Annotated in this window: 18 protein-coding genes; 8 read left to right on the top strand and 10 right to left on the bottom strand. The window is 67.3% G+C overall.

Going from position 1 to position 20,855, the window contains the following annotated elements:
• The first annotated feature begins 3 nt into the window (after positions 1 to 3).
• Complete coding sequence (locus tag LTH96_RS01085) at positions 4 to 954, top strand: urea carboxylase-associated family protein (RefSeq protein WP_241463764.1); 951 nt, start codon at positions 4 to 6, stop codon at positions 952 to 954.
• A gap of 135 nt (positions 955 to 1,089) precedes the next feature.
• Here the strand turns inward: LTH96_RS01085 and glpK are convergent, their stop codons facing one another.
• From glpK to LTH96_RS01070, 3 genes are all read right to left on the bottom strand, one after another.
• The gene (glpK, locus tag LTH96_RS01080) at positions 1,090 to 2,604 is read right to left on the bottom strand and encodes a glycerol kinase GlpK (RefSeq protein WP_241463763.1); all 1,515 of its coding nucleotides are present in this window, start codon (positions 2,602 to 2,604) and stop codon (positions 1,090 to 1,092) included.
• A 79-nt stretch (positions 2,605 to 2,683) separates the two neighbouring features.
• Entirely contained in the window at positions 2,684 to 3,430 is a 747-nt protein-coding gene (locus LTH96_RS01075; RefSeq protein WP_241463762.1) for an MIP/aquaporin family protein, read from the bottom strand.
• A gap of 61 nt (positions 3,431 to 3,491) precedes the next feature.
• Positions 3,492 to 5,240 carry a glycerol-3-phosphate dehydrogenase/oxidase gene (locus LTH96_RS01070; RefSeq protein ID WP_370644352.1) on the bottom strand — a complete coding sequence of 583 codons (1,749 nt, stop codon included), beginning with the start codon at positions 5,238 to 5,240 and terminating at the stop codon, positions 3,492 to 3,494.
• A 227-nt stretch (positions 5,241 to 5,467) separates the two neighbouring features.
• Between LTH96_RS01070 and LTH96_RS01065 the strand changes: the two genes are divergently transcribed.
• Complete coding sequence (locus tag LTH96_RS01065) at positions 5,468 to 6,385, top strand: sugar-binding transcriptional regulator (RefSeq protein WP_241464422.1); 918 nt, start codon at positions 5,468 to 5,470, stop codon at positions 6,383 to 6,385.
• A gap of 44 nt (positions 6,386 to 6,429) precedes the next feature.
• On the opposite strand, the gene LTH96_RS01060 is transcribed toward LTH96_RS01065, so the two are convergent.
• The 3 genes from LTH96_RS01060 to LTH96_RS01050 are packed head-to-tail and all read right to left on the bottom strand — an operon-like array spanning position 6,430 to position 9,381.
• Positions 6,430 to 7,311 carry a 3-hydroxyacyl-CoA dehydrogenase family protein gene (locus LTH96_RS01060; protein ID WP_241463761.1) on the bottom strand — a complete coding sequence of 294 codons (882 nt, stop codon included), beginning with the start codon at positions 7,309 to 7,311 and terminating at the stop codon, positions 6,430 to 6,432.
• Positions 7,308 to 8,171, bottom strand: coding sequence for an enoyl-CoA hydratase/isomerase family protein (locus LTH96_RS01055; RefSeq protein ID WP_241463760.1), 864 nt, complete (start codon positions 8,169 to 8,171; stop codon positions 7,308 to 7,310). Before LTH96_RS01055 ends, LTH96_RS01060 begins: the two co-directional genes overlap by 4 nt.
• Before the next feature lie 4 nt (positions 8,172 to 8,175).
• Positions 8,176 to 9,381: an acetyl-CoA C-acyltransferase gene (locus LTH96_RS01050; RefSeq protein WP_370642669.1), complete on the bottom strand. Its 1,206-nt coding sequence runs from the start codon at positions 9,379 to 9,381 to the stop codon at positions 8,176 to 8,178.
• Between the two features lie 123 nt (positions 9,382 to 9,504).
• On the opposite strand from LTH96_RS01050, the gene LTH96_RS01045 reads away from it, so the two are divergent.
• Positions 9,505 to 10,143, top strand: a complete 639-nt coding sequence (locus LTH96_RS01045) for an HD domain-containing protein (RefSeq protein ID WP_241463759.1) — start codon at positions 9,505 to 9,507, stop codon at positions 10,141 to 10,143.
• Positions 10,144 to 10,276: 133 nt separating this feature from the next.
• Here the strand turns inward: LTH96_RS01045 and LTH96_RS01040 are convergent, their stop codons facing one another.
• The 3 genes from LTH96_RS01040 to LTH96_RS01030 form a co-directional block, all read right to left on the bottom strand.
• Complete coding sequence (locus LTH96_RS01040) at positions 10,277 to 11,068, bottom strand: ABC transporter ATP-binding protein (RefSeq protein ID WP_241463758.1); 792 nt, start codon at positions 11,066 to 11,068, stop codon at positions 10,277 to 10,279.
• A gap of 1 nt (position 11,069) precedes the next feature.
• Positions 11,070 to 12,020 (bottom strand): ABC transporter permease, encoded by a 951-nt coding sequence (locus tag LTH96_RS01035; protein ID WP_241463757.1) that lies wholly within the window; start codon positions 12,018 to 12,020, stop codon positions 11,070 to 11,072.
• A gap of 177 nt (positions 12,021 to 12,197) precedes the next feature.
• The gene (locus LTH96_RS01030; protein ID WP_241463756.1) at positions 12,198 to 13,292 is read right to left on the bottom strand and encodes an ABC transporter substrate-binding protein; all 1,095 of its coding nucleotides are present in this window, start codon (positions 13,290 to 13,292) and stop codon (positions 12,198 to 12,200) included.
• 17 nt (positions 13,293 to 13,309) lie between these two features.
• Between LTH96_RS01030 and LTH96_RS01025 the strand changes: the two genes are divergently transcribed.
• Positions 13,310 to 13,498 carry a hypothetical protein gene (locus LTH96_RS01025; protein WP_241463755.1) on the top strand — a complete coding sequence of 63 codons (189 nt, stop codon included), beginning with the start codon at positions 13,310 to 13,312 and terminating at the stop codon, positions 13,496 to 13,498.
• On the opposite strand, the gene LTH96_RS01020 is transcribed toward LTH96_RS01025, so the two are convergent.
• The gene (locus LTH96_RS01020) at positions 13,479 to 14,843 is read right to left on the bottom strand and encodes an MFS transporter (RefSeq protein ID WP_241463754.1); all 1,365 of its coding nucleotides are present in this window, start codon (positions 14,841 to 14,843) and stop codon (positions 13,479 to 13,481) included. The two genes, LTH96_RS01025 and LTH96_RS01020, sit on opposite strands and share 20 nt — an antisense overlap.
• Before the next feature lie 271 nt (positions 14,844 to 15,114).
• Between LTH96_RS01020 and LTH96_RS01015 the strand changes: the two genes are divergently transcribed.
• The 4 genes from LTH96_RS01015 to LTH96_RS01000 all read left to right on the top strand — a co-directional run bounded on the left by LTH96_RS01015 (position 15,115) and on the right by LTH96_RS01000 (position 20,842).
• Positions 15,115 to 16,158 carry an acyltransferase family protein gene (locus LTH96_RS01015; RefSeq protein WP_241463753.1) on the top strand — a complete coding sequence of 348 codons (1,044 nt, stop codon included), beginning with the start codon at positions 15,115 to 15,117 and terminating at the stop codon, positions 16,156 to 16,158.
• A gap of 22 nt (positions 16,159 to 16,180) precedes the next feature.
• Complete coding sequence (locus LTH96_RS01010; RefSeq protein WP_241463752.1) at positions 16,181 to 18,961, top strand: DNA polymerase III subunit gamma and tau; 2,781 nt, start codon at positions 16,181 to 16,183, stop codon at positions 18,959 to 18,961.
• A 48-nt stretch (positions 18,962 to 19,009) separates the two neighbouring features.
• Positions 19,010 to 19,606 carry a recombination mediator RecR gene (gene recR, locus LTH96_RS01005; RefSeq protein WP_241463751.1) on the top strand — a complete coding sequence of 199 codons (597 nt, stop codon included), beginning with the start codon at positions 19,010 to 19,012 and terminating at the stop codon, positions 19,604 to 19,606.
• Between the two features lie 333 nt (positions 19,607 to 19,939).
• Positions 19,940 to 20,842, top strand: a complete 903-nt coding sequence (locus LTH96_RS01000) for a transporter substrate-binding domain-containing protein (RefSeq protein WP_241463750.1) — start codon at positions 19,940 to 19,942, stop codon at positions 20,840 to 20,842.
• The last annotated feature ends 13 nt before the right edge of the window (positions 20,843 to 20,855 follow it).

Genomic DNA, 20,855 nt, shown 5'->3' with positions numbered 1-20,855 from the left:
AGCATGACCGGAGACCTCACCAGCGGAGAACCCGCGACCGCTGACCCCGCCGTCCCAGACACTGCGAGCGCACGGACAGCGAGGCCGCGCACCTACGATCAGCCCGCCGCGTATCAGTCGATGCCCTCAGGACCGCTGGACCCGGATCGCAGCTTCTATGACGCCGTGGCCTCCGCCGAGCGGACGCTGACCCGGGAGTTCGAGATCCCGGTCCGCTCCGGTCACGCCTGGGAGGTCAGTGCCGGGTCGATCGTGCGGATCAGCGCCATCGAGGGTCCACAGGTCGGTGACCTGAACCTGTGGAACCTGCACAACCCGCGCGAACGGTTCTGGGCCGCCCGGACCCGGCAGCTGCAGCGCGCCTCGATGACCACCTATGACCGTTTCTGGTCCACACTCCCCCACCTGCGCCCGATGGCCACGGTGATCGGGGACTCCCTGGCCGAGCACCCCGACGCCGAGGTCATCCACGACCTGCTGGGCACCCGCTGTGACCCCTATGTCAATCGGATGCTCACCGGTGAGGACTTCGACTACCACTGCCACTCCAACCTCACCCGGGCCATCCACGGTCACGGCCTCACCGAGTACGACGTCCACGATGTGCTCAACGTGTTCCAGTTCGCAGGCCTCAATGAGAAGCGTGAGTACTTCATGGATGCCTGCCCCACCCAGCCCGGTGACTACTTCGAGTTCTTCGCCGAGATCGATCTGCTCTGCGCGCTCTCCACCTGCCCCGGGGGCGACCTCTCGGTGCACATGTGGGGACCCGATGCGGCGACCACCGAAGAGCAGCTCGAGCACTGTCACCCGCTGGGCGTGCAGGTCTTCGCCGTCGAGGAGGAGGCGCTCGGCGCCTGGAGGCCCCCGGAGACGGCGACGTACCGCGGCAGACGCGGGCGTCACGGGCTGGTGGCCACCCCACATCCCGGTCGAGGGTCCAGACTCCCCTGACACGTCGCCCTCGCTGCGGCGCCCCTCACCCGACGCACCTGACACGCAGACGGGCCCGCACCGATCTCAAGGGATCAGCACGGGCCCGTTCAGCTGCGCGCAGCTGTCTGCCGCTCGACGTCGGCTGCTTGAGTGCTACTTGACGTCCTCGTCCACCCAGTCGAACGTCCGGGTCACGGCCTTCTTCCAGAGACGCATCTGGCGATCACGCTCGGCGTCGTCCATCGACGGCAGCCAGCGCTTGTCCTCCGCCCAGTTGGTCGCCAGCTCATCGGTGTCGCTCCAGAAGCCCACCGCCAGGCCCGCCGCATAGGCCGCACCAAGCGCCGTGGTCTCGACCACCTTCGGCCGGATCACCGGGATCCCAAGGATGTCGGCCTGGAACTGCATCAGCGCATCGTTGGCCACCATCCCGCCGTCGACCCGCAGGTCCGCCATGTCGACCCCCGCATCGGCGTTGGCCGCGTCGAGCACCTCGCGGGTCTGGAAGGCCGTGGCCTCCAGCGCGGCCCGGGCGATGTGGCCCTTGTTCACGAAGCGGGTGAGACCCACGATGACCCCGCGCGCCTCGCCCCGCCAGTAGGGAGCGAACAGCCCGGAGAAGGCGGGCACCACGTAGACCCCGCCGTTGTCCTCCACCGACTTGGCCAGCTCCTCCACCTCGGGTGCCGTCTTGATGAACCCCAGGTTGTCGCGCAGCCACTGGATCAGCGATCCGGTCACGGCGATCGCGCCCTCCAGGGCGTAGACCGGCTTGGCGTCGCCCAGCTTGTAGCAGACGGTGGTGAGCAGCCCGTTCTTCGAGTGGACGATCTCCTCACCGGTGTTGACGATCAGGAAGTTGCCGGTGCCATAGGTGTTCTTCGCCCCGCCCTTCTCGAACGCGGCCTGACCGAACGTCGCGGCCTGCTGGTCACCGAGGATCCCGGCCACCGGCGTCTCGCGCAGCAGCTGAGCGGTGTGGACCGTGCCGTAGACCTCCGAGGAGGACTTGATCTCCGGCAGCATCGAGCGGGGCACCCCGAAGGCCTTCAGGAGCTCGTCATCCCATGAGAGGGTCTCGAGGTCCATGAACATGGTCCGTGAGGCGTTGGTGACATCGGTGATGTGCACGCCGCCCTCGGTGCCGCCGGTGAGGTGCCAGGTGATCCAGGAGTCGGTGTTCCCGAAGTAGAGGTCCCCGGCCTCGGCCCTGGCGCGGGCACCTTCCACGTTGTCCAGGATCCACTTCACCTTGGTGCCGGAGAAGTAGGTCGCCAGCGGCAGACCGACCTTCGTCTTGAAGCGCTCCACCCCGCCGTCGGCGGCGAGCTCGTCCACGATCGACTGGGTGCGAGTGTCCTGCCAGACGATCGCGTTGTAGACGGGCTCTCCGGTGTGCTTGTCCCACACCACCGTGGTCTCACGCTGGTTGGTGATGCCCACCGCGGCGATGTCGTGCCGGGTCAGGTTCACCTTCGAGAGTGCGTTGCCGATGACTTCCCTGGTGTTGTTCCAGATCTCCATCGGGTCGTGCTCGACCCAGCCCGCCTTGGGGAAGATCTGCTCGTGCTCCTTCTGACCCGAGGACACGATGTTCCCGCTGTGGTCAAAGATGATGGCTCGACTCGAGGTGGTGCCCTGGTCGATCGCGATGACGTACTTCGACATGTTGTTCTCCTCGTTGAGTGTGCAGTCGGTGAAAGTTCCGATTACGGGCAGCAGCCGAGCCGCCCGCGATGCTTCTGCGCTATCCGTTCACGACGGGAAGGGTGACCATCATGGCCAGCAGACCGCCCAGAGCACCGCCGATCAGGGGGCCGAGAATCGGAACCCAGGCGTAGGACCAGTCGCTTCCGCCCTTGCCCTTGATGGGCAGCAGCGCATGGACGATTCTGGGCCCAAGGTCACGAGTCGGGTTGATGGCGTAGCCCGTGGGCCCACCGAGGGAGGCGCCGATGCCGACCACCAGCAGTGCCACCGCGAGGGGTCCGAGACCCGAAGGTGTACCCGCGAAGGCGATGATGACGAACACCAGCACGAAGGTGCCGATGATCTCGGTCATGAGGTTCCAGGGGGAGGACCTGATGGCTGGGCCGGTGGCGAAAACGGCCAGCTTGGCCCCTGGGTCAGGCTCCGCGTCGAAGTGCTTCTTATAAGAGAGGTAGCACAGGAAGGCTCCGATCATGGCGCCCAGCAGCTGCGCCGCGAAGTAGAGCACCACGTTGAGAGCCGACTTCTCGATGTCGGGGCCCAGCGTCTCGATGTCGCCGTTGACCAGCAGACCTACCGTGACGGCGGGGTTCAGATGCGCTCCGGAGAGCGCCGCGACGTAGACGCCGGCGAAGACGCCGAGCCCCCAGCCGAAGTTGATCATCAGAAATCCGCCGTTGTTGCCCTTGGTGCCTCGCAGGACGGCGTTGGCGACCACGCCACAACCGAGCAGCAGCAGCAGCATGGTGCCGAATGTCTCGGCGACGAAAGCTTCTAGAGACATCTTTGGCTCCTTTCGTTATTCATTTTTCAGGGGGTTCCCGTCGGGCTGCTGCCCGCCGGAGTCAGGCCACCAGATCCTTGAGCTCAACGGTGTGCCATTCACGCAGCACTCGTTGTGCGTCCTTGATCTCGGAGGCGATGGTCTCTGCGTCCCAGCCCAGCAGCGGCGCGAGGCTCTCACCCAGCTCGCTGAGCAGCTCGGCGGTGACGAGCCCGCGGAAGGCCAGGGAGGTGCGGCGGATCAGGACGTCGATCAGGTGGCCGATCTGCTCGTGCTCCACCATGTAGGCCAGCTCGCGCTGGCTCAGCTCAGGCGTCGAGTCGAGGTCCTTGTCCGCGCCGGCACGGAGGTGATCGATAACCTCCGCGGCACGGGTCCCGTACCGGGTCAGCAGCACTTCCACCCGCTCGGCGGAGAGGCCGTCTCGGGCGTGGGCCATGATCCAGGCCTTCTCTGCGGAGGGTGTCTTCGGGAAGTCGGCGCCGCCGCCGATGGCGAGCCCGGCGGTGCTGACCGTGCGGGGCTTGCCCAGGACTTCGAGCACATCATCGGTCAGGTGCTCGGAGAGCGCCCGGAAGGTGGTCCATTTCCCACCGACCAGGCTGAGCGTGGTCACAGACTGTCCAGCGATCCGGTCCTCGCGCTTCTCGATGCGGTAGTCCCGCGAGACGAAGCCCGGCTGGGTCGCGTCGTGGCGGGGCAGCGGCCTGACGCCGGAGAAGCTGTAGACCACGTGCCCGGGCTCCACTGCGATCCGGGGGAACACCTGTCCGACCAGGTCGATGAAGTAGTCGACCTCCTCGGGGGTGCACACGGCGGGTTCGTTCACGTCGACGTCGATGTCAGTGGTGCCCACCAGCACTCGGTCCTCGATGGGGTAGATCAGCACGATGCGACCGTCGGTGTTCTCGAAGAACATCTCGCGACCCGCACAGGCGGCCAGCAGCTCGGGGTGATCGAGCACGATGTGGGAGCCCTTGGTGCCGCCCATGAAGGCGCTGGGCTCACCGAGGGACTCGTTGGTCCCATCGACCCAGGCCCCGGTGGCGTTGACGATCACGTCGGCGGTGAACGGGAACTCAGCTCCGGTGAGCTCGTCGCGGAGCATCACGGACTCCCCGCTGCGGCTCACCGCGCTGACGTAGTTCGTGGCCCGGACCTCCGGGTTGGCGTTGAGACCGTCACGCAGCACATCCAGGGTCATCCGCTCCGGGTTGTGCACCGAGGCGTCGAAGTAGGTGGCCGTGTAGCGCACGTCGGGACGCAGATCCGGGAGCTGCGCGAGGGATGCGCGGCGACCGGCGAAACGGTGCCGCGGGACCGCGCCGCCTGCGCGGGAGAACCAGTCATACATGGTCAGGCCCGCCTTGATCAGGAATGCTCCCCGTTCGCGAGGCTGCCCGTGCTGGCGGTGCGTGATGAACCGCAGCGGGGCGGCGAGGACCCCGGAGAAGGTGCTGAAGATGGGGATCGTGGTCTGAAGCGGCTTCACGTAGTGCGGGGCGGTCTTCAGCAGGCCATTGCGCTCGACCACCGATTCGCGGACCAGCCTGAACTCGCCGTTCTCCAGGTAGCGGATCCCACCGTGGATCATGTGCGAGGACGCCCCGGATGCTCCTTGGCAATAGTCGCCGCGCTCCACGAGCGCCACGTCCACGCCCTGCAGCGCCAGGTCTCGGAAGGTGCCGACACCGTTGATTCCGCCGCCGATGATCAGCACCGAAGCCCGCGGGGTCTCTCGGAGCTGCCGAACCTCTGCTCTCTCAGCGGGGATCCGGGTGTCGCCATTGGTCGCCATTGTGTCGGCCATCACATTCTCCTCAGGGTGTCAGGTGCTACATCGGGGTCACCGTGCGTATAGGTACACTCTTGAAACTTCGGGACAAATAGTCAATGGTGGTGCACAGACGTGCAGAATCTACGGAAGGATTGATCATCAACACATCGCCAGGGGACGACAGATCTCAGCCCGCTGCACGTTCATCCACCGCGGAGTCCGCACGCTCCAGGAGCGGCGATGCCCTGCGCGCGGCGCAGATGTACTACCTCCAGGACCTGACGATGAACGCCATCGCACGGGAGCTCATGACCTCGCGGTCCACGGTCTCCCGCCTGCTCTCGATGGCGCGAGACACCGGTCTGGTCGAGATTCAGGTCAATAACCCGGCGCACCGGGCTCCGTCTCTGGAGAACGAGATCCGGCGACGCTTCGGAGTGGACGCCCATGTCGTGCCGGTCTCGGATCTGGTCAGTGATTCAGAGTCGCTGGACCGGGTGGCGATCCAGGCGGCCCGGACCATAGGCCCTCTGGTCGATTCCAATGCGATCATCGGCGTGGCCTGGGGCTCCACGCTCAGCGCCGTGAGCCAGCACCTGAGCCGGAGGATCACCCACGACAGCACGATCGTGCAGCTCAACGGGGCCGGGAACACCCAGACCACGGGGATCGCCTATGCCAGTGAGATCCTGCGCCGATTCGGTCACGCCTATGGCGCCCGCGTCGAGCAGTTTCCGGTCCCGGCCTTCTTCGATCACGCCGACACCAAGACCGCGATGTGGGCCGAACGCAGCGTGCTGAGGATCCTCGAGCTCCAGCGACGCATGACCATGGCGATCTTCGGGGTCGGCTCGACCAACTCCGGGATCCCCAGCCACGTTTACTCGGGCGGGTACCTCGATGAGGCGGACCTGCGCGCGCTGGACGCGGAGCGGGTGGTCGGAGACGTGGCGACCATGTTCTTCCGCGCCGACGGCAGCCACCGTGACCTGCTGATCAATCAGCGCAGCACGGGACCGGACCTGGAGCTGCTGCGACAGGTGCCGCGGCGGATCTGCATCGTCTCGGGTGAGGCGAAGATCAGCGGCCTGCGCGGGGCCCTGGCTGCCGGGCTGCCCACTGATCTCATCCTCGATGAGGCCACGGCGCGATGGCTGGTCCAGGATGCGTCGCGCTGATCCCGCCGCTCGCGATCTGGACCTGCGGGGTCAGGACCTGAGGCTCAGGCCTCGGGATAGTCGTAGAAGCCCTTGCCGGACTTCTGTCCCAGCTCGCCGCGCGCCACCATCTCGCGCATCAGCTGCGGCGGAGCGAAACGCTCGCCCAGCTGGGACTCCAGGTATTCAGCGATCCCCAGCCGCACGTCGAGGCCGACGATGTCGGTCAGCGCCAGCGGCCCGATCGGGAACTTGTAGCCGAGCACCATCGCGTTGTCGATGTCGGCCGGAGCGGCCACGCCTTCTTCGACCATCCGGATGGCTTCGAGCCCGATCGCCACTCCCAGCCGGGAGGAGGCGAAGCCGGGTGCGTCCTTGACCACCACGGGCGTCTTGCCCAGGGCCTCGACCCAGCGCGGGCTGAGCGCGGCGAGCTCTTCGCCGGTGCGCTCGGCGAGCACCACCTCCACCAGCTTCGAGGCCGGCACCGGATTGAAGAAGTGCAGCCCGCAGAACCGCTCGGGCCGCTGCAGGTGCTCCGCCAGCGCGGTGATGGACAGCGAGGAGGTGTTCGTGGCCAGCCAGGCCTCCGGGGTCAGCTGCGCCTCGGCCCGGCGCAGCGAATCGACCTTGAGCGCCATATCCTCGGGCACCGCTTCGACCACCAGGCCGCAGCGGGTGAACGCGGTGACATCGGCGGTGGCGGTGAGCCGGTCTGCCCAGCTCGCAAGCTCGCCGTCGATCTTCCCCCGGCTCAGCGAGGCCTGGAGATCCTTGGTGATCCGCGCGGCGGCGGTCTGGGCCGCTGCCTCTGAGACATCGACGACGACGACCTCTTCGGCTCCGGCGATGAGGAACGCGTGGGCGATCCCAGCCCCCATGCGGCCTCCGCCGAGCACTCCGACGGTGGCGGGGAAAGGCTGTGTCGCTGCGGTCGAGGTGCTCATCCGTGGTCTCCTGATGTCTGTGCTGGCTTGGGATCGGCCTTCGCCGCGGTCTTCTCTGCGTCCTTCGCCGCGGTCTTGGCCTCGCGGCGGTCCAGGAAGGCCTGCATGCGTTCGAACTTGGCCTCGGACTCGAACAGGATCGCCTGGGCGAGGTTGTCGACCTGCGGGTGGGCCTCGCGCGGCATGGAGAAGACCTGCTTGCTGATTCGCACCGCAAGCGGGTCCTGTCTGCCGATCCGGTCCGCCAGGGCGTGGGCGGCGTCGAGCAGCTCTGCGGCGGGGTGCACCGCGTTGAGCAGCCCGTGGTCCAGGGACTCTTGGGCGTCGAGGATGCGCCCGGCGAGCAGGATCTCCTTGGCGACGCCCTCACCGGTGAGCTCACGCAGCCGCCAGAGCGCCCCGGCGGCCGGGATGATGCCCAGCCCGGTCTCGGGCTGGCCGATCTTCACCGCAGGGGTGCCGAGCCGAAAGTCGGCGGCCCAGGCCAGTTCCGCGCCGCCGCCGAGGGCGTAGCCGTCCAGTGCGGCGATCACCGGCATGGGCAGCTTGGCCAGGCGTTCGAAGGCGGTGGAGTTGACTCCGCGCAGCGCGTCCGCGCGTCGTCGGTCTCTGAGCTGTCCGATGTCAGCCCCGGAGGCGAAGATGCCTTTGCCGCCGGACTCGGTGCCGGAGAGGATCAGCACCTTCGGGTGGTGCTCCAGGTGTGCGCAGACCGCGTGCAGCTCGGTGATCATGGTGGCGTCGATGGCGTTGCGGACCTCGGGGCGGTCCAGCTGGGCGTGCAGCCGGTCCGCGGACTCGGTGATCGTCAGCGTGCTGAAGTCCGCTGCGTCGAGCAGCGTGGGATCTGGTGCGCTCATGGGCTCAGGCCTTCTCCAGCAGCAGCGCGGCGCCCTGGCCGACGCCCACGCACATGGTGGCGAGCCCGCGGGCCACGCCTTCGTCCTCCATCCGCCGGGCCAGGGTCAGCACGATCCGGCAGCCGGAGGAGCCCAGCGGGTGGCCCAGCGCGATCGCTCCGCCGTCGGCGTTGACCATTCCGGGGTCCAGGCCGAGCCGGCGCATGCTGGCAAGGGACTGGGTGGCGAAGGCCTCGTTGAGCTCCACGGCGCCGAGGTCCGCGATCCCCCAGCCGGCGCGGTCCAGCGCCTTAGCCGTGGCCGGGACCGGGCCCATTCCCATGATCTCCGGCGCGAGTCCTGCGCTGGCACCGCCGGCGATGCGCGCCCGCGGGGTCAGCCCGTACTTCTCCACGGCGGCCTCGGAGGCGACGATCACCGCGGAGGCGCCGTCGTTGAGCGAGGAGGCGTTGCCCGCGGTGACCACGGAGCCGCCGGCGACCACGGGGCGAAGCCCGGCGAGGGTCTCGGCGGTGATCCCGCGTCGGGGGCCCTCGTCGGTGTCCACCACGGTGATCGCGCCCTTGCGTCCGGGGACCTCGACCGGGGTGATCTCCCGGGCCAGCCGGCCGGCGTCGATCGCGGCGAGCGCGCGGCGCTGGGACTCGACGGCGAAGGCGTCGGCGTCTTCACGGGTGACGCCTTCGACCCGGGCGACCTCCTCGGCGGTCTCGGGCATGGAGAAGGTGCGCTTCTCGATGGCCTGGAACTTGGGGTTGGGGAACCGCCAGCCGATGGAGGTGTCGACCACCTCTCCGGGCTTGCCGAAGGCGGTGGTGGGCTTGGCCATCACCCAGGGGGCGCGGGACATGGATTCGACTCCCCCGGCGACGACGATGTCGGCGGCTCCGGCGGCGATCATGTGCTGGGCCTGGGAGATCGCGCTCATCCCGGAGGCGCAGAGCCGGTTCACGGTGATGCCCGGAACGCTGTCCGGGAAGCCGGCGAGCAGCCACGCCATCCGCGCGACGTTGCGGTTCTCCTCCCCGGCGCCGTTGGCGTTGCCGAGGATGACCTCGTCGACGTGGGCCGGGTCGATGCCGGATTCCTCGACCACCTGGCGCACCACCAGGGCGGCGAGGTCATCGGGACGTACCGAGGACAGAGCGCCGCCGTAGCGGCCGACGGGAGTGCGGGTGCCGGAGACAAGATATACAGGGCTGATCGCCACGTCATGCGCCTTTCACAGGAATAACTGACCGATCGTTCACCTGTCACTCTTCCATGAGTGCACTGTGTGGTCAATCACAGCATGATCCCCGGCCGACCCCCACCCTGGTCCACAATGGGGAACATGAGCGAAATCATTGCAGGCATCACCATTCCCGACTCCACGATGGCGCGCGAGGCGACCGAGCTGGTCCGCGACGTGGCCGCCCCGCTGGTCTTCCACCACTCTCGCCGGGTCTACCTCTTCGGGTCGCTGCGCGGCGAGGAGCTGGGCACCAGCGCAGACCCGGAGCTGCTCTACATCGGCGCGATGTTCCACGATCTGGGGCTCACCGAGACCTACCGGCGGACCGACCAGCGATTCGAGATCGACGCCGCCGATGAGGCCCGCCGCTTCCTGCTCAGCCATGGCATCGCCGCGGAGGACGCGCAGAAGGTGTGGAACGGCATCGCGCTGCACACCACCCCGGAGATCCCGCTTCACATGGATCCGGAGGTCGCGCTGGTGACCCGTGGGGTCGAGCTCGACGTGCTGGGCCTGGGCTATGACGCGATCACCGATGAGCAGCGGGCCGCCGTCGTCGAGGCCCATCCCCGGCCGGACTTCAAGAATCAGATCCTCGCGGCGTTCACCGAGGGGCTCAAGGACCGCCCGGAGACCACCTTCGGCAACGTGAAGGCCGATGTGCTCGCCCATTTCATGCCCGGCTTCGAGCGCGGGGACTTCGTCGAGGTCATCCGCAGCTCGCCCTGGGCCGAGTGAGCGCCGGCTGATCCCAAGAAGGGGCCCGGAACGAGCACCGGGCTGAGGCTGAGCATCATCTGCCCGGCCTCAGCCCAGTGTCAGTCCCTGGTCGACCCAGTGTGCGCCTGGTCGATCCGGTGTGCGCGCCGCCCTACTGCAGCAGCGTCTTGTCGTCGACCACAGCACCCTTGAGCTTGCCGAACTCGGCGAGCAGGTCCTGCGGGGTCATCTGGGCCTTCTGCTCGGCGCCGACGTCGAGGATGATCCGGCCTTCGTGCATCATGATCAGCCGGTTGCCGACCTCGAGCGCCTGCACCATGTTGTGCGTGACCATCAGCGTGGTCAGACCTTTGTCCTCCACCACACTCCTGGTCAGCCGGGTGACGAGCTCCGCGCGCTGCGGGTCCAGGGCCGCGGTGTGCTCATCGAGCAGCAGCACGCGAGGGTCGGAGTACGTGGCCATGAGCAGGCTCAGCGCCTGGCGCTGACCGCCGGAGAGCAGCCCGACCTTGGTCTTCAGCCGTCCTTCCAGGCCCAGCTCGAGCTGCTTCAGCGCCTCGGCGAAGCGATCGCGCTTCGACTTGGTCACCCCGCGGGAGAGCCCGCGCGGACGCCCGCGGCGGTCCGCCAGGGAGAGGTTCTCCTCGATGCTGAGGTTAGGGGCGGTGCCTGCCATCGGGTCCTGGAAGACCCGGCCGACCTGCGCGGCCCGCTGGTGCTCCTTGAGCCTGCTGACGTCGGTGCCGTCGAGGGAGACCACGCCGGTGTCCTGGTGGATGCGTCCGGCCACGGTGTTGAGCAGGGTGGACTTGCCCGCGCCGTTGGAGCCGATGACGGTGACGAAGTCACCCTCCTTGAGCTCCAGGTTCACGTCCACCAGCGCGCGGCGCTCGTTGACGGTGTTGGGGAAGAACGTCTTGGAGACTGAGGCGATGTTCAACATGTCAGGCTCCCTTCTCTGCCGAAGTCTTGGACAGGTGCGCATCTGAGGTGGTCAGCGGGGCGGCGGCGTCGGCCAGCGGCGAGGGGCCCTTGCGGCGCAGGCTCAGCTTCGAGAAGCCCTTCCACTGGGGCAGCAGCAGGGCCGCGACGACGAGCACCGCGGACATCAGCTTCATGTCGTTGGGGTTGAGTCCGACGTTGAGCGCGAGCTGGATCGCCAGGCGGTAGACCACGGCGCCGAGGATCACGGCGAGGGTGGCCTGGATGACGCTGCGGCTGCCGAAGATGGCCTGGCCGACGATCACCGAGGCCAGTCCGACCAGGATCAGACCGATGCCCATGCCGATGTCGGCGAATCCCTGGTGCTGGGCGACGACGGCGCCGGCGATGCCGACCAGCCCGTTGGAGAGCATGAGTCCGATGATCTTCTGCCGGTCGGTGCTGACCGCGAAGGAGCTGATCATCTGCTCGTTGTCACCGGTGGCACGCAGGGCCAGCCCGTTGTCCGTCTGCAGGTACCAGTCCATGATCAGCTTGAAGATCAGCGCGACGGCGGCGAGCACGGCCACCGAGGTCCAGCCCACGCCGGTGAATCCGCGCATCATGGAGATGACGGTGTCCTGGCCCAGCAGGGGCACGTTCGCCCCGTCCATGATGCGCAGGTTGATCGAGTACAGCCCGATCATCGTGAGGATGCCTGCCAGCAGCCCGTTGATGTTGCCCTTGGTGTGCAGCAGGCCGGTGATCATCCCGGCGAGGCTGCCGACCACGAAGGCCGCGGCGGTGGCCAGGAACGGGTCCACCTCGTTGGTGATCAGGATCGCCGCCGTCGCCGCACCGGAGGTGAAGGACCCGTCGACGGTCAGGTCGGGGAAGTTAAGAATCCTGAAGGTCAGGTACACGCCCAGGGCCATGATCGCGTAGATCAGCCCGAGCTCGAATGCTGTGATCATGTGTCCTCATTTGTCGTCGCAGCCGGATCAACGGCCGTCGGCGGGTCCACGTCCACTCAGGCGACGGGCGCCGGTGCAGCCTGGTGCGGCTGTTCCGGCGCCCGGCCTGGTGGTCATCTGTCAGTCATAGCCGCCTGAGGCGGCCGTAGGGGGTCGAGTCGAGTCACCCGTGCGGGTCTACTCGTCCTCTTCCTCTTCTGTGTCCTCGTCTTCTGCGTCCTCGTCACCCTCGGCCTCGTCGGCCTCAGCGGGGTCCTCGGCTTCGACGTCCTCGCCGACGACGACGTCGGCGCGGTCAAGCAGCTCCTGGTCCAGCTCGACGCCCATGGCCTCGGCTGCCTCAGGGTTGACGATGAGCTCCAGAGTCTCCTGAGTCTCCACCGCCATGGTTGCCGGGTCCTCACCGTCTTCGAGGATCCGCAGCGCCATCTCGCCGGCCTGGCGGCCGAGGGCGGCGTAGTTGATGCCGTAGGTGGCCACCGAGCCGCGGATGACCGAGTCACCCTCGGAGGCGATCACCGGGATGCTGTTCTGCTGTCCGTACTGCAGCACGGACTCCAGCGCCGAGACGACAGCGTTGTCGGTCGGGACCCAGATCGCGTCGACGTTGAGCGACTCCACACCCTGCTGAACCTCGGAGGAGTTCGAGACGGTCGCCTCCTGGATCTCCAGGCCGAGCTCGTCGGCGGCCTCCTGGGCGAGCTCCACCTGCACGGCGGAGTTCGTCTCGCCGGAGGAGTAGACGATCCCCACGGTCTCGACGTCGGGTGCGATCTCCTGGAGCAGCTCGAACTGCTCCATCACCGGGTTCAGGTCTGAGGCGCCGGTGATGTTGCCGCCGGGCTCTTCCCAGGAATCCACCAGGCCGGCTTCTTCGGGGTCGGTGACCGCGGAGAACACGATCGGCTTGTCGGTGATCGCCTGGGCCGCGGCCTGAGAGGTCGGGGTGGCGATCGCATGGATCAGGTCCATGTCCGAAGTGGCGAAGGTGCCGGCGATGTTGCTGGCGGTGGCCTGCTCGCCCTGGGCGTTCTGCTCATCCCATTCCACCTCGGCGCCTGCGTCCTCGAAGGCCGCCTTGAAGCCGTCGCGCGCCTCGTCGAGGGACGGGTGGGCGACGATCTGGGTGATGCCGATCGAGTAGCTGCCGGCTTCTTCGCCGGCCTCGCCCTCGGTGTCTTCGCCCTCGGTGTCCCCGCCGCAGGCGGTGAGCATCAGTGCCGTGGCGGCAACCGCCGCGGAGAGCCTCATGGTTGTGCTGCGTGATCGCATAGTTGCTCCTCATCTTGGTGCGTCATTCACCGGTGGGGTTCACCGGTGTGATGCTGTGCGTGATTCAGGTGCTGCTGGTGCTGCTGGTACTGCTGGTGCTGCTGGTGCTGCTGGTGCTGCGAGTGATCACCGCGTCTCCGCGGTGTGGAACAGAGATTATCCGCTCCAGGTTGATAAGTCAGCAGGTCAGCGCGATCCCGGCATGACCGAGAATTCCTCGCGCTCGCTGTCGTCGTTGAGATTGATCCCCTGGAGCTTCTTCGGAACCATCGAGACGGCGATGAAGGAGATGATCGCCAGGATCGCGATGTAGAGGCCGATCAGCCAGGACTGTCCGGTGGTGTTCAGGATCGTCTGCGCGATGGTGGCCGCGAAGGCGCCGCCGATGATCGAGCCCAGGGCGTAGCCGATCGACACCCCGGAGAAGCGGATGTTGACCGGGAACATCTCGGCGTAGAGCGCCGACTGCGGACCGTAGGACGGGCCGAGACCGATGGTCAGGATGAAGATCGCCAGGGCGAAGAGCGGCAGCGATGCGGTGTCGAGCAGGAACCACATCGGGATCGCCCAGACGATGATGATGCCGTAGCCGATCTGGAAGGTCTTGACGCGTCCGATGCGGTCGGAGATCCAACCGCCGAAGAGCGTGAAGATGAACCAGCCGACGCCGCCGATCAGCGAGGCGATCAGAGTGTCGTTGCGATCCATGCCCAGCGTGTTCACGCCGTACGCGGCGAAGAAGGCGATCACCAGATAGCCCGCGGCGTTGTTCGCGGCGAAGATCAGCGCGGCAAGGAAGGTGTACTTCTTGTGCGTGGTCACCAGCTCCTTGAGCGGGGCCGAAGATTCCTTCTTGCGCTCCTTCATCTCCAGGAAGACCGGGGACTCGTCGACCTTGAGCCGGATGAGGAAGCCCACGATGATCAGCACGAAGGAGAAGAGGAACGGCACGCGCCAGCCCCACTCGAGGAACTGCTCCTCGGTGGTCATGGCGTTGAGCGCGAACATGAATCCGGTGGCCAGCAGCATGCCCAGCGGGACGCCGATCTGCGGGTATGCGCCGAAGAGTCCGCGCTTGTGCCGGGGGGCGTGTTCGACGGCGAGCAGTGCCGCGCCGCCCCATTCGCCGCCGGCCGAGAGGCCCTGCAGCACGCGAAGCACGATGAGCAGGACCGGCGCCAGGATGCCCCAGCTCGCATAGGTGGGCAGCAGGCCGATGAGCACGGTGGCTCCACCCATGCCCATCAACGTGATGACCAGGACCACCTTGCGGCCGTACCGATCACCGACCATGCCGGCAAGGATCGCGCCGAGCGGGCGGAAGAGGAAGGAGATGCCGACCGAGGCCCAGGCGACGATCTGCGCCAGCGCGGCGTTGTCCTCGCCGAGCGGCTCGAAGTACAGCACCGCCAGCACGAAGCCAGCGGCCTGCGCATAGATGAAGAAGTCGTACCACTCGATGGTGGTGCCGACGAGGGTTCCCGCAAGGACCTTCTTCTCTTCACGAGTCAGGTCATGCCCCTCGCTGCTGAGATAGGTGGTCTGGCTCATATCTGCTCCAAAGGCTGAACACGTCAGGTGACGCACGAGTGATTCCTGGGTTGTGCCTGTGACTCAGGTCACTGGCATGAGCGCTAATGTACCAGAATTAATGACCGAACGGTTGGTCAGTGGGGTGATCAGTGCGAACGTCGTCCGTTACAGTGAAATCACCGTCTCCTCGCGCCAGGGTGCGGCGATGCAGCACCCGGCCCCTCACGAGAGATCCGTTCCCAGGACCATGTCCCAGCCACTGACTGACACCTCCCCTCGCATGCGGTGGATGGATCTGCTGCGCGGCGTCGCCGTGCTGCTGGTGGTGGTGCTCCACGGATCCGACATTCCTCGGGCCAACGGGCTCGGCGTGGATCAGTGGATCCAGCTGAACCTCTACCTCGAGCCGTTCCGGATGCCGCTGCTGATGTTCCTCTCTGGAACCCTGCTGCCGCGCTCGCTGACAAAATCCTCAGCCGCCTACCTCTGGGGGAAGTTCGCCGGCATCATCTGGCCGCTGATGATCTGGCTGGTCGGATTCGGCGTGCTGATCTACCGCGGCGGGCCCGGCAGGCTGCAGTACTGGCTGACGGGTGACTATCTCTGGTTCCTGATGGCGCTGACGCTCTGCTACATCTTCGGGATGCTGCTCAAGCCGCTGGTGTCCCGGCCGCAGCTGCTGAGTGGACTGGCCGTAGTCGTGTTCGTGGTCATGGTCGTCACCCGGCATTTCACCGAGGTGGACAACTCGCTGGTCACCCGCACGCTCTACTACGGGGCCTTCTTCTTCCTCGGTGCGGCCTGCGCGCGGATCCTGCAGCGCTGGGCCACCGCACCCTGGCTGCTGATCGCGGCGCTCGGCGTGGTGATGGCCCTGCTGGCCCATCACGGGCTGGAGAGCCGCGAGTTCCGGGCGGGCAGCCTCTATGCGGCCCCCACCGCCGTGATCGGCATCGCGGTCATCCTGTGGGTGGCGCCGCGAATACCCGCCGGCAAGGTCAACAGCTTTCTGCAATGGGTCGGACGCAACTCCATCGTGGTCTACGTCTGTCACTTCCCGATCATCATCCTGATCCACCGCGGACTCAGCGAGGTCGGCGTGGACCCGGTGCTCCATGTCGCGATCAGCACGGTGGGCGGGCTGCTGCTGAGCCTGGTCGTGGTGTGGCTGCGGCCATGGACCAGCTGGCTCTACATCGTCCCGGGCAATCAGCGAGTGACCGCCCGCCTCGCCGCTCGGAAGCGCGATCCCGACGCTCGCGCGGGGCGCGCTGGGGGCGGCGTGCCGGACCTCGGCTCAGATCAGGACTCCGACCGCATGCGCATGTCCTAGCAAGCAGATAAGGTTTCACACTGTGAGCACCGCCCTGTATCGCCGCTATCGTCCCGACTCCTTCGCCGATGTGATCGGGCAGGAGCACGTCACCGAACCATTGATGACGGCCCTGGGCAAGGACGCGGTCTCCCACGCCTACCTCTTCTCCGGTCCGCGCGGCTGTGGCAAGACCACCTCCGCCCGCATCCTGGCCCGCTGCCTGAACTGTGCACAGGGCCCGACCGGGACCCCCTGCGGGACCTGCGACTCCTGTCTGGACCTCGCCACGGGAGGCTCTGGCTCCCTGGACGTCATCGAGATCGACGCCGCCAGCCATGGCGGCGTCGATGACGCCCGTGATCTGCGCGAACGCGCGACCTTCGCACCGGTGCGCGACCGCTACAAGATCTTCATCATCGATGAGGCCCATATGGTCACCGCCGCGGGCTTCAATGCGCTGCTGAAGATCGTCGAAGAGCCCCCGGAGCACATCAAGTTCATCTTCGCGACCACCGAGCCGGACAAGGTCATCGGGACCATCCGCTCGCGCACCCACCACTACCCGTTCCGACTGGTCCCGCCCGAGCCGCTGATGGAGTACCTGCACCGGCTCTGCGACCAGGAAGGTGTCACCGTCGCCCCCGGCGTGCTGCCCCTGGTGATCCGCGCCGGCGGCGGCTCGGTGCGCGACACCCTCTCCGTGCTGGACCAGCTGATCGCCGGTTCCGCCGAGCGCACCCTGGACTATGACCGGGCGACGGCGCTGCTGGGCTTCACCCACGCCACCATGCTCGACGAGGTCGTGCAGTCCGTGGCGGCGCTCGACGGTGCCACCGCCTTCTCGGTGGTGGATCGAGTGGTCCAGTCGGGGCAGGACCCCCGACGATTCGTCGAGGACCTGCTGGAACGGCTGCGCGATCTGATCGTGGTGAAGTCGGTGCCGGAGAACCCCGGCGCGATCCTGCGCGGGGTCCCCGAGGACCAGATCCGTTCGATGCAGACCCAGGCCGGCCAGCTCGGCTCCGCAGAACTCTCGCGGGCGGCCGACATCAGCGCCCAGGCGCTCACCGACATGGTCGGCGCCACCTCCCCGCGGCTGCACCTCGAACTGCTGATGGCTCGGCTGCTGCTGCCCCATGCCGAGCAGGGCCACGCCTCGGTGGCCGCACGGCTCGAACGCGTCGAACGTCGGCTCGACTTCGCCGCCGGAGCCGGCGTGACGCCCGACGCCGAGGCGGACACAGCCGGCGACGACGCCGGCGACGCCCCGAGTCAGAGCGGCAGCGCCAGCTCGACCGCAGCCAGCTCGACGCCGGACGCAAGCTCAGCGCCGGACGCCGGCTCAGGGTCGAAAGATCGTGCTGAGCCGCAGGCCCCGGCCGATCCGAAGTGGGCCGCCCCCGCGCAGAGCGCAGCGGCCTCCGATCCTCGCCCCGCAGCCGCACCCCCCGGGCGGCAGGCGGGCCCGCCTGCCGGAGACACGCGTCAGTCGGACACGCCTCAGTCGGAAGGGCCTCGGCCAGAAGCATCTCAGCCGCATGATCGCCAGCCTGCGGCCTCGCCGGCCGCGACACCGACCCCCTCGGGTGCTGGCGAACCTGCTGCGGCGTCGCCGCCCGCATCAGCTGCGGGAGGGTCCACGGACGAGATGATGCGCCGGGCGTGGCCCGACATCGTGGATTCGCTGAAGTCCCAGTCGCGCATGCTGTGGATGCTGGTCAAGGGCAATGTGAGCGTCGGCGGCTTCGACGGGCAGGCCCTGAGCCTCGATTTCGCCAATGAGGGCGCACGGACCACGTTCGCCAACCGCAACGGCGAGCAGGCGATGAACGCCGCGATCGAAGACGTGCTGGGCATGAAGGTACGCTTCAAGCTCGTCACCGGAGGCAAATCCTCAGCAGGCGGTGGTGGGGGCCCAAAAGCTGACCGCCGGCTGAGCCCGGCGGCCGCTCCACAGGAGGCCCAGCCTGGGGATGACACCCCTGCCTGGGTCCAGGAGGAGCCGCCCGAGCCCTACGACCCCGGGTTCGCCGAGGCCCCGCCGGAACAGCCGGCAGACCAGCCCTCTGAGCACCCCGCCGAATCCAACGCCTCCGCCGATCTCAACACAGCCGCCGGGTCCAGCGACCCCGATGCGGCCGATCTTGACCCGACCGACCCCGATTCCAACGACCCCGAGGAATCAGCCGCGGCCGACTCCCGCGCAGCTGCGTCTTCCGCGGTCTCCCCCGAAGCGGCTGCGCACCTGAGCAGCGACGCGTCGGCGCTGAAGCCCGACGCCGGAGACGCCTATCGGCCCCTCGCCGAGAAGACACCTGTCCCGGCCTTCGCCCGCCGCGCCGGAACCGGCCCACGCTGGACCGCCCCGGCTGACGTGCTCGCAGCGGGGGACGCCTCCCCTGGCACAGTCTCTTCGCGCGCCGACCCGCAGGACAGCGCAGCAGCACAGGACAGCGCGCCAGCGCAGCACACCGCCGCAGGGAGCACCGCCGGCCCGCCCGGCGGGGGTGCTCCCAGTCGTGCGGCGGAGATCCGCCGTCGGCTGGCCCAGCGCGGCGGGGGCGGATCACCGTCGGCTCCGCCGTCCGAACCCCCTGCTGACCACCCCTCACAGCCGGCTCCACCCCCGGACCCGGCCTGGGACTCAGGCCCGCCGAGCGACTACGACCAGAGCGCGCCGCCGTCGTGGGCTCAGGCTGAGCCGGAGGATGTGGCCAGTGAGGATGATGTCCCGCTGGAGCACTCCGGCGTCTTCGGACGCAAGGCCTTCGAGAAGCACCTGGGAGCCACCCTGCTGGAGGAACGCCGACTCAACGAGTGAGCCCGGTTAGACTGAATCTCCACCCCTGAAGGAAGGCTCGTCCACACCGTGTATGAAGGCGCAGTCCAAGATCTGATCGACGAACTCGGGCGACTTCCCGGCATCGGTCCGAAGTCGGCGCAGCGCGTGGCCTTCCACATCCTCGAGGCCGACGGCGAGGACATGAAGCGCCTGGCCGATGCGATCACCACGGTCAAGGAGAAGGTCAAGTTCTGCGCGATCTGCTTCAACGTCTCCGAGGAGACCACCTGCCGGATCTGCCAGGACAGCCGACGCGATCCCAGCCTGCTCTGCGTGGTCGAAGAGTCCAAGGACGTCATGGCGATCGAACGCACCCGGTCCTTCCGCGGGAAGTATCACGTGCTGGGCGGCTCCATCAATCCGATCGCCGGGATCGGCCCCGACCAGCTGCACATCCGCGAGCTGCTCAGCAGGCTCTCCGATGACACCATCACCGAGGTCATCGTGGCCACCGACCCGAACCTCGAAGGCGAGGCGACCGCCACGTATCTCTACCGGATGCTCGGCTCCGTCGGCATCAAGCTCACCCGTCTGGCCTCGGGGCTTCCGGTGGGCGGAGACCTGGAATACGCCGATGACGTCACCCTCGGGCGGGCCTTCGAAGGCCGCACCGTGATGTCCTGACCTGGGTCCGACACCCCGTATCCAGATAGTTATGCAAGCGTGATCAGGTAATACCCAGGTTTCTTCGCCGTCGTATTTCCGTTCGTTTTCGTCTGCCCTGTTGTCCTAGTCACGTCTGGGAAGCGCGGGTCATCAGCGGATCACCGTGAGGGATTCTTCCGACCATTCCACGGTCCGCTGAAAGCCGCCGAGCGTGGTCGTCTGGCAAGAAATCAGTTTCCAAATCCTCTTTACCGGTCTAGCGTATTGGGACAGGGCGGTTCTGTGCTGTTTTGCAGCATGGTGCCGGACTGACTCGCACCAGACGCACACCAGAGGATGAGGTAAGCACTGATGAGGAACAAGACTTCCATGGCAGTCCGCGCAGGCGCCGTGAGCGCCGCCGCACTGCTGGTTCTGACCGCCTGTGGGGGCGGCGATGATGAGGCCGAGAACGGCGAAGCCGAAGGCGGCGGCGAGGACGTCATCACCGTCGCCATCGCCGGCGAAGAGCCCTATTCGTATCTCAATGACGACGCGGAGCCCGAAGGCGCGACGATCGCCCTGGCCGAGGAGATCTTCGGCGAGATGGGCTACACGATCGAGGCCGAGGTCACCGACTGGGACAGCCTCATACCGGGCCTCAACGCGGATCGCTACGAGGCCGTCTCCGCGGGCATGTCCATTCTTCCCGAGCGTTGTGAAGAGGCTGCCTTCGCCGAGCCCGAGATCATGTACACCACCGCACTGCTGGTGGAAGAGGGCAACCCCTACGGCGTGGAAGATCTCAACGACGTCGCCGAGGCGATTGAATCCGGCGAGGACATCACGCTGGCCACCCTGTCCTCCGGCGTCGAAGCCGGCTACGTCGACGCCCTGGGCATCGACGCTGAAGGCGTGGGCACCGCGGACGACGGCGTGGACATGGTCACCGGTGGTCGCGCGGACGTGTTCGCCCTGACCGCGATCTCGCTGAGCGAGATGGCCGGTGAGATGGACGGCGTCGAGGTCACCGAGGGCTTCGTCCACGACATGGACGGCGTCATGCAGTACGGCGCCGGCTCCACCGTCTTCCCACAGGGCTCGGAGCTTCTCGAGGAATACAACGAGCACCTCGCAGAGCTCAAGGAGAGCGGCGAGCTGCTGGAGATCATCGGCGAATACGGCTTCACCGAGGCAGAGGTCCCGCCCGCCGACCTGACCGCCGAGGCACTCTGCGAAGGCGACCTGGAAGCACTCCAGGACATCGAAGACTGAGCTGAGAGTCTCA

It is taken from the genome of Nesterenkonia sp. LB17 (assembly GCF_022565915.1).
In the GTDB taxonomy this organism is placed as follows: domain Bacteria; phylum Actinomycetota; class Actinomycetes; order Actinomycetales; family Micrococcaceae; genus Nesterenkonia.
The sequence above is the reverse complement of the archived record's forward strand: the minus strand, read 5'-3'. Positions and strand labels throughout refer to the sequence as shown.

What these genes read in the sequence shown, in the direction of transcription:
- LTH96_RS01030 (WP_241463756.1), bottom strand. Translation starts at nt 13,292, where the DNA reads ATGCGATCACGCAGCACAACCATGAGGCTCTCCGCGGCGGTTGCCGCC.
- LTH96_RS01045 (WP_241463759.1), top strand. Translation starts at nt 9,505, where the DNA reads ATGAGCGAAATCATTGCAGGCATCACCATTCCCGACTCCACGATGGCG.
- LTH96_RS01060 (WP_241463761.1), bottom strand. Translation starts at nt 7,311, where the DNA reads ATGAGCACCTCGACCGCAGCGACACAGCCTTTCCCCGCCACCGTCGGA.
- LTH96_RS01015 (WP_241463753.1), top strand. Translation starts at nt 15,115, where the DNA reads ATGGATCTGCTGCGCGGCGTCGCCGTGCTGCTGGTGGTGGTGCTCCAC.
- LTH96_RS01000 (WP_241463750.1), top strand. Translation starts at nt 19,940, where the DNA reads ATGAGGAACAAGACTTCCATGGCAGTCCGCGCAGGCGCCGTGAGCGCC.
- LTH96_RS01075 (WP_241463762.1), bottom strand. Translation starts at nt 3,430, where the DNA reads ATGTCTCTAGAAGCTTTCGTCGCCGAGACATTCGGCACCATGCTGCTG.
- LTH96_RS01020 (WP_241463754.1), bottom strand. Translation starts at nt 14,843, where the DNA reads ATGAGCCAGACCACCTATCTCAGCAGCGAGGGGCATGACCTGACTCGT.
- glpK (WP_241463763.1), bottom strand. Translation starts at nt 2,604, where the DNA reads ATGTCGAAGTACGTCATCGCGATCGACCAGGGCACCACCTCGAGTCGA.
- LTH96_RS01040 (WP_241463758.1), bottom strand. Translation starts at nt 11,068, where the DNA reads ATGTTGAACATCGCCTCAGTCTCCAAGACGTTCTTCCCCAACACCGTC.
- LTH96_RS01085 (WP_241463764.1), top strand. Translation starts at nt 4, where the DNA reads ATGACCGGAGACCTCACCAGCGGAGAACCCGCGACCGCTGACCCCGCC.
- LTH96_RS01065 (WP_241464422.1), top strand. Translation starts at nt 5,468, where the DNA reads ATGTACTACCTCCAGGACCTGACGATGAACGCCATCGCACGGGAGCTC.
- LTH96_RS01070 (WP_370644352.1), bottom strand. Translation starts at nt 5,240, where the DNA reads ATGGCCGACACAATGGCGACCAATGGCGACACCCGGATCCCCGCTGAG.
- LTH96_RS01035 (WP_241463757.1), bottom strand. Translation starts at nt 12,020, where the DNA reads ATGATCACAGCATTCGAGCTCGGGCTGATCTACGCGATCATGGCCCTG.
- LTH96_RS01055 (WP_241463760.1), bottom strand. Translation starts at nt 8,171, where the DNA reads ATGAGCGCACCAGATCCCACGCTGCTCGACGCAGCGGACTTCAGCACG.